This window comes from Bacillota bacterium (assembly GCA_012837285.1).
Classification (GTDB): domain Bacteria; phylum Bacillota; class DTU030; order DUMP01; family DUMP01; genus DUNI01.
Map to the genome: position 1 here is coordinate 1 of DURJ01000006.1, position 5,697 is coordinate 5,697.

Below are 5,697 nucleotides of genomic sequence, written 5' to 3' on the forward strand. Positions count from 1 at the left end.
AATAGCGAACACCGCCACAACTAAAACCAACGCTAGGTAAGAAAAGCAGAGGAAAAAGAACTGTCCTCTCTCGCCAATATGGGCGCGGACCACTTCTCCGATGGATTTCCCATCATGGCGCGCTGAGGCAATCAATGCGGAGAAATCGTGGACACCGCCGAAAAACACGCTACCGATTACAATCCAAAGAAATACCGGCAACCAACCGAAGGCCGCAGCAGCAATAGGCCCCGTAATTGGGCCTGCGCCGGCGATGCTGGCAAAGTGGTGCCCTAACAGCACCGGGGCCGGTGTGGGAACATAGTCCACTCCGTCGTACAAGGTTTCAGCCGGCGTCTTAGCCTTGGGGTCAAGAACGAAAACTTTCTCTGCCAAATATTTACCATAAAAAACATAACCGACAAATAGAATGATAGCGCCAATTACGACCATTAAGGTGGTACTCATATTAAAGTCCTCCTTTTACCCTATGGTCAAAATTATTGTAACCCTAATGAGGCCGCGTAGCTCTCTCCCTCAGCCTCCTTTCCCTCAGGCACACGGTAGGCCTTCCGTACCGAGCGCCCGGCTTTGTTACTATATACTTCATTAGCGGCAAGATCTACCGCCAGAAGCCTCACCTCGCACCAACCTTGTATCAGAAAACTAAAATTACGACTGTAACGGAAACGTTCGATAATACGTCGGGCCTCAGGAGTGACGCCGGCAGCAGCCACCAAGACTCCTGTAACTATTGAGGACATGTGTTCTTGGCTGGGGTTGACCAGCTCAGCAACTGCTCTCTTAAGATAGGCACAAAACTCCTCGGCTACTTGTGGCGTAATTCGGTCCTGGCATCGTACCAATACCGTTTCGTGGTTTTCATAGGCATAGAGCGTAATCTTCTTCAAAAAGAAATACTTCTCGTTACGCATGTTAAAACGGGCCACCAAATTCATGGTCTGGCCGGCCACAGGTTCTTTCGGGGCTAAGTCGAAGTATGGCGCTAACCGTTTGGTAATAACTTCAAGATATTCATTCCCGGATAACATTGGCCTACACTCCTCCTTATTAAAATAATAACAAAAACCGCTGAACCCCAGCTACTAAATAGGGTTCAGCGGTATAAATTACCGGCTGAACGGTTAAAAACCGCTGCTGACCGGTTTAGCCAATTAAAGTACCAGTCCCAGTTTCTCTCGCAGTATCGGTGCCTGTCGCCGGCTCACCGGTATTTCGGTGTGTTCGGCATCAGCTATTACCAATAAGTAGCTCCCATGAAACCAAGGGATAATCTCAGCCACATGATCGATATTTACCAGATAGCCCTTGTGAACACGAAAAAACCGGTAGCCCAGTCGCTTCTCCAGCTCTGCTAACGTGCTGCGCACATGATATTCCCGCTCTCTGGTCTTAATCAGCACATCCTTATCCCGGCAATAGGCTGCACATATATCCGCTATTGGTATCAGCAGTATGCGGCCGTTAATGTCCACCGGTACCCGGGCCGACTCTTGCTCTTCCTTCACCTTTTCCAATAGAGTCTGCAGGTTCTGGGCCAGCTCCACTTGCTTAAAGCCAGACCGCAAGGAAAGCAGTCGCTCCACCGTCTGAGCTACCCGCTCTTGTTGGAACGGCTTTAAGATATAGTCCACCGCGCTCACTTCAAAAGCCTGCAGAGCATAACTGTCGAAAGCCGTAGCAAAAACGAATAACGGCGGTTGCCTGTTCGCGGCTAAAATAGCCTCGGCCACGGCAAATCCGTCTTGTCCCGGCATTTTAATATCGAGAAACACCGCCTCCGGACGTAAGTCGTAGGTAAGCTCAATCGCTTCCGGTCCGCTGGCTGCATCCCCAATTACAGTCACTTTTCCCGTCTTTTCCAGCAAATACTTCAGTTCTGACCGGGCCGGGGCTTCGTCGTCCACCACCAACACCCTTAGTTTAGCTGGCCGATAGCTGCTCATGACCTTCCACCCCCAGGGGTACAGCAAAACGAACCGTGGTACCTTCTCCATAGACGCTCGTAATAGTAGGGACGTACTCGGAACCGTAAACGTTCTTCAACCGCTCACTGACATTAGTAAGACCGACACCGCCTGAAGTTGTTCCCCGCCTAACTTGTTCCAAGGTTTGGGTGGTCATGCCAATTCCGCTGTCACTTACCACCAGACATAGGTTCAACCCCTGTTGGTAAGCCGAAATAGAAACCTGTCCCCCCTCGGGCCGAGGGGCAATTCCATGCTTGACCGCATTTTCCACCAGGGGCTCTAAGGTCAGGCGAGGCAGTTTCACCTGAAGAAATTGCTCCGGTACCTCTTCCACCAGCTTTAGCTTGGGACCGAAGCGGGCCTGCTCTAAAGCCAAGTAGGCCCGTACATGCTGCAGCTCCTCTTTCAAGGTGCAAAATTCCCCGGCCTGGACCAAATTGCGACGAAAATAAGCGGCCAAATCCAGGAGCAAGGTACGAGCGGTGTTCGGTTCCGTTCGGCAGTAGGAAACAATGGTGTTAATAGCATTGAATAAGAAATGGGGGTTAATTTGGGCCTGCAAGGCCGTCAACTCGGCCTGGGCCGCCAGTTCCGCCCGTCGTGACGCTTCAGCCAATTCCAGCTGGGTGGAAAAGAGCTGGGACAAACCGGATGCCACCTCAACATCCACCGGTGTAATGCCATCGGCACGGGCCCGGTACAACTTAAGCGAGCCGACGATACGGTTCTGACAAAACAACGGTACCACCACTCCCGACTCTAAGGGGCAATTCTCCTCACTGCAGCCGATATCGGCTTTTGATTGGGCCACCTCCACCGTTCCCTGTTCCAGCACCCGGGCAGTAGACTCAGTGAGAAACGGATGTCCGGGTAAGTGATGATCTGCACCCAAACCGACATGAGCCAGCACGGTTTCGCGGTCGGTAATGGCGACGGCGTCGACACCAGTGAGCTCGATAATGATGCGGGCCGTGAAGCCGGCGGAACACTCATTCAGACCGCGCTTTAGATGGGGCAGGGACAGCCGGGCAATTTCCAACACTTTCTGGGTTTGTACAGCGCTGATGCGGTTTTCCTCCGCTTTGAGACTGTCTAGCATGGAAATGAAAATACCCACGCCGGCTCCGTTGACCAACGTCATGGGAACAGCGATCACCTTCACCAGCTCCAGCGAGGCCTCAAACGGGGTGGCAAATAGAAGCAGAATCGCCATTTGCAGCAGCTCTGCCACCAGCCCTGTGGCCAGGCCCACTTCCCAATCCACTTTTTGTACTCGTCGTGATACTAATCCGCCTACCAAACCTTCCACCGTGGTCGACAGACCGCAGGCAAAACCGGTGAAGCCGCCTAAGGACCAGCGATGCAAACCAGCTATAGCCCCGGCTCCCAACCCTACCCAGGGACCGCCGATGAGTCCTGCCACCACTGCGCCAACTGCGCGCGAGTTGGCGATGGCACCTTGAACTTCAATGCCCCAATACGTGCCCAGCAGTGTGAACAGACCAAATACCAAGGTGAGCAATATCTTATCGCGGCCGCTGGCCATCTTACTCAGCGCACGTCTGAACACCGGGATCCGGCTAAAAATAAAGGCGCTGGTGGCAATGACACACATTCTCAGGGCCAATTCCATAAATAGTGTCAACAAGATCGTTCACCTCCCACGGTCTATTCAAACCACCCTGTACCCTCACTGCTTCCAGCTGCCGAAAGAAGCTAAATCTATAGGACCGGGAACCGCCTTCACAGAACTCCAGCAGCCGTTAGACATTAAAACGGAACGAGATAATATCGCCGTCTTGAACAACATAATCTTTGCCTTCCAGTCTAAGCAAACCTTTCTCCCGCAGTTTGGCCACGGTTTTCTCGCGCACCATGTCCTCGTAGGACACCACCTCGGCCCGAATAAAGCCTCGCTCAATATCGGAGTGAATCTTTCCGGCTGCTTGGCGGGCCCTAGTGCCACGATGAATTGTCCAAGCCCGGACTTCGTCGGAGCCAACGGTAAAATAAGATATGAGGTCCAGGTGAGCATAAGCTGCCCGGGCCAGGCGAGCCACCCCAGATTCGCTCACCCCTAGATCTTCCAAGAATACCAGTCGTTCATCGGCCGGGAGTTGACTTATTTCTTCTTCCAGCGGCGCACAAACCATCAGCAGAGGCAGGTGATGCTCTCGTGTATAAGCCGTAAGTTCCGCCTGTCCCAAGGCATTGTTACTGCTCAGCCCTTCTTCCGATGTATTGAGCACGGCCAGCATCGGTTTTTCCGTATACAACCCATAATTTCTCAGAGCCAGCTTTTCCTCAACGCTATACTCCTGACTGCTCACCGGCTGCTCATTCTCCAAGGCCTCTCGGGCCTTAAGTAGCGCTTCCGGTTCGCTGGGTAGGATATTAGCTGCCTTGGAGTTCTTGGCTAATCGTTCCAGACGCCGCTCCACCAGGCTCAAATCCGAGATTATCAGTTCTGTCAGCACATCCTCCAGATCAGTCACCGGGTGGGGTGAATCGGCCATCCCCATGGCCTCGTTCACAAACCCTCGCACAATAAGCACCAACGCATCTGTATCTTGAAGGGGGGCGGTATATTCCAGCGCCCCATTTTTGCCCAAACCAGGAATATCCACAATATTGATCCTGGCATAAGTGGTCTTTTGGGGCTCAAACAAATCACTAAGCACATCCACCCGTGTATCGGGAACCTTCGCCACCCCGGCGTGGCTAGCCCGTTCCTCGGCATAGGCCGCTGTGGTCACCCCTGCTCCGGTGAGCAAATTGAAAAAGGTGGTTTTACCTGACAGCGGCAAACCCAATAAGCCAATTTTCATCGGTTGTTTTGTCCTCCTAAATGCTGCAGCTAAGGTGTATCTTCTGTCTGCGAAAAAGCATGGTACTAAGTGCTGGCACCACTAATGGATATTATACTACAAACTTGGCTGGTAAGAAAACCTTGACGTGCCCAATTAAACAATATAGGCTCAAGATAAGCCTTTACTCGTGGGCCCCAGCGGTACAAGGCACTTGATCGCAAAGGAGATATTTCGGATGCGTATTCAGTTTTATCCACCTTATGATGCCATCATAGGTGCGCCAGAGCTGAACTTAGAACTTGACATCCTGACGTTATGGGAGCTCCTCCAATATCTGGCCGGCAAATATCCCGCTTTTGGGGCTGAACTACCCCTGGAGGCAACCGACGAAGCTCTCCGGGCCCGGCTCTTACCGCTGAGCGAAGGTCGTATTTATTCGGTTCACGATATCATTCCGACCAGCATAACCCTGAAAATCTTTCCCCCTGTTACTGGCGGCTAAGAGAACTGACCTTAATTTAACAATCTTTGAAGATTAACCCAAGTTAGTCCGCTTATTTCTTTAGATTTCGGCCTTGCATACCCCTTCCGGCTCTTAGTGAATGTCGTTTGTTGTGAGTTACAGTCGTTTTAACACAAATTTAATAGGGATATCATTGACCAATTTCTGTTTTTGTGTGATAATAAGGACAATACTATGGTATACTAAAGTTTCGGAAGGAGGTTGCGGGCAGTGAACAGGAGATTACAAGCCCTGAAAAAAGAGCGGGAACAGCTTCTTGACGAATGGGCTAGTGATGATAAAGACACCCGCTTAAAAGTGCTGATTAGGTTCATGGATCTCGAAGAAGAAATATCAGCTACCAGCATCGCTTAACCAGCAAAATGCCCAAAGGCCCGCACTTTTAGAAAAGTGC

General features: G+C 51.5%; 7 protein-coding genes. 2 read left to right on the forward strand and 5 right to left on the reverse strand.

Annotated elements, in window-relative coordinates; translation table 11 throughout:
- The 5 genes from GX016_00395 to ychF form a co-directional block, all read right to left on the reverse strand.
- On the reverse strand, positions 1-447 hold a 447-nt coding region (locus tag GX016_00395), incomplete at its 3' end, for a carbon starvation protein A (GenBank protein ID HHT70021.1).
- Between the two features lie 32 nt (positions 448-479).
- The gene (locus GX016_00400; GenBank protein HHT70022.1) at positions 480-1,031 is read right to left on the reverse strand and encodes a hypothetical protein; all 552 of its coding nucleotides are present in this window, start codon (positions 1,029-1,031) and stop codon (positions 480-482) included.
- A gap of 123 nt (positions 1,032-1,154) precedes the next feature.
- Positions 1,155-1,946: a response regulator transcription factor gene (locus tag GX016_00405; GenBank protein ID HHT70023.1), complete on the reverse strand. Its 792-nt coding sequence runs from the start codon at positions 1,944-1,946 to the stop codon at positions 1,155-1,157.
- Positions 1,924-3,603 carry a sensor histidine kinase gene (locus GX016_00410; GenBank protein ID HHT70024.1) on the reverse strand — a complete coding sequence of 560 codons (1,680 nt, stop codon included), beginning with the start codon at positions 3,601-3,603 and terminating at the stop codon, positions 1,924-1,926. Before GX016_00410 ends, GX016_00405 begins: the two co-directional genes overlap by 23 nt.
- Positions 3,604-3,733: 130 nt before the next feature.
- The gene (gene ychF, locus GX016_00415) at positions 3,734-4,798 is read right to left on the reverse strand and encodes a redox-regulated ATPase YchF (GenBank protein ID HHT70025.1); all 1,065 of its coding nucleotides are present in this window, start codon (positions 4,796-4,798) and stop codon (positions 3,734-3,736) included.
- A gap of 217 nt (positions 4,799-5,015) precedes the next feature.
- Here ychF and GX016_00420 point away from each other — a divergent pair, with 217 nt between their 5' ends.
- Both GX016_00420 and GX016_00425 read left to right on the forward strand, forming a co-directional pair.
- Positions 5,016-5,282, forward strand: a complete 267-nt coding sequence (locus GX016_00420; GenBank protein ID HHT70026.1) for a hypothetical protein — start codon at positions 5,016-5,018, stop codon at positions 5,280-5,282.
- Positions 5,283-5,513: 231 nt separating this feature from the next.
- On the forward strand, positions 5,514-5,657 hold the full coding sequence (locus GX016_00425) for a hypothetical protein (GenBank protein ID HHT70027.1): 144 nt from the start codon (positions 5,514-5,516) through the stop codon (positions 5,655-5,657).
- Positions 5,658-5,697: the final 40 nt, after the last annotated feature.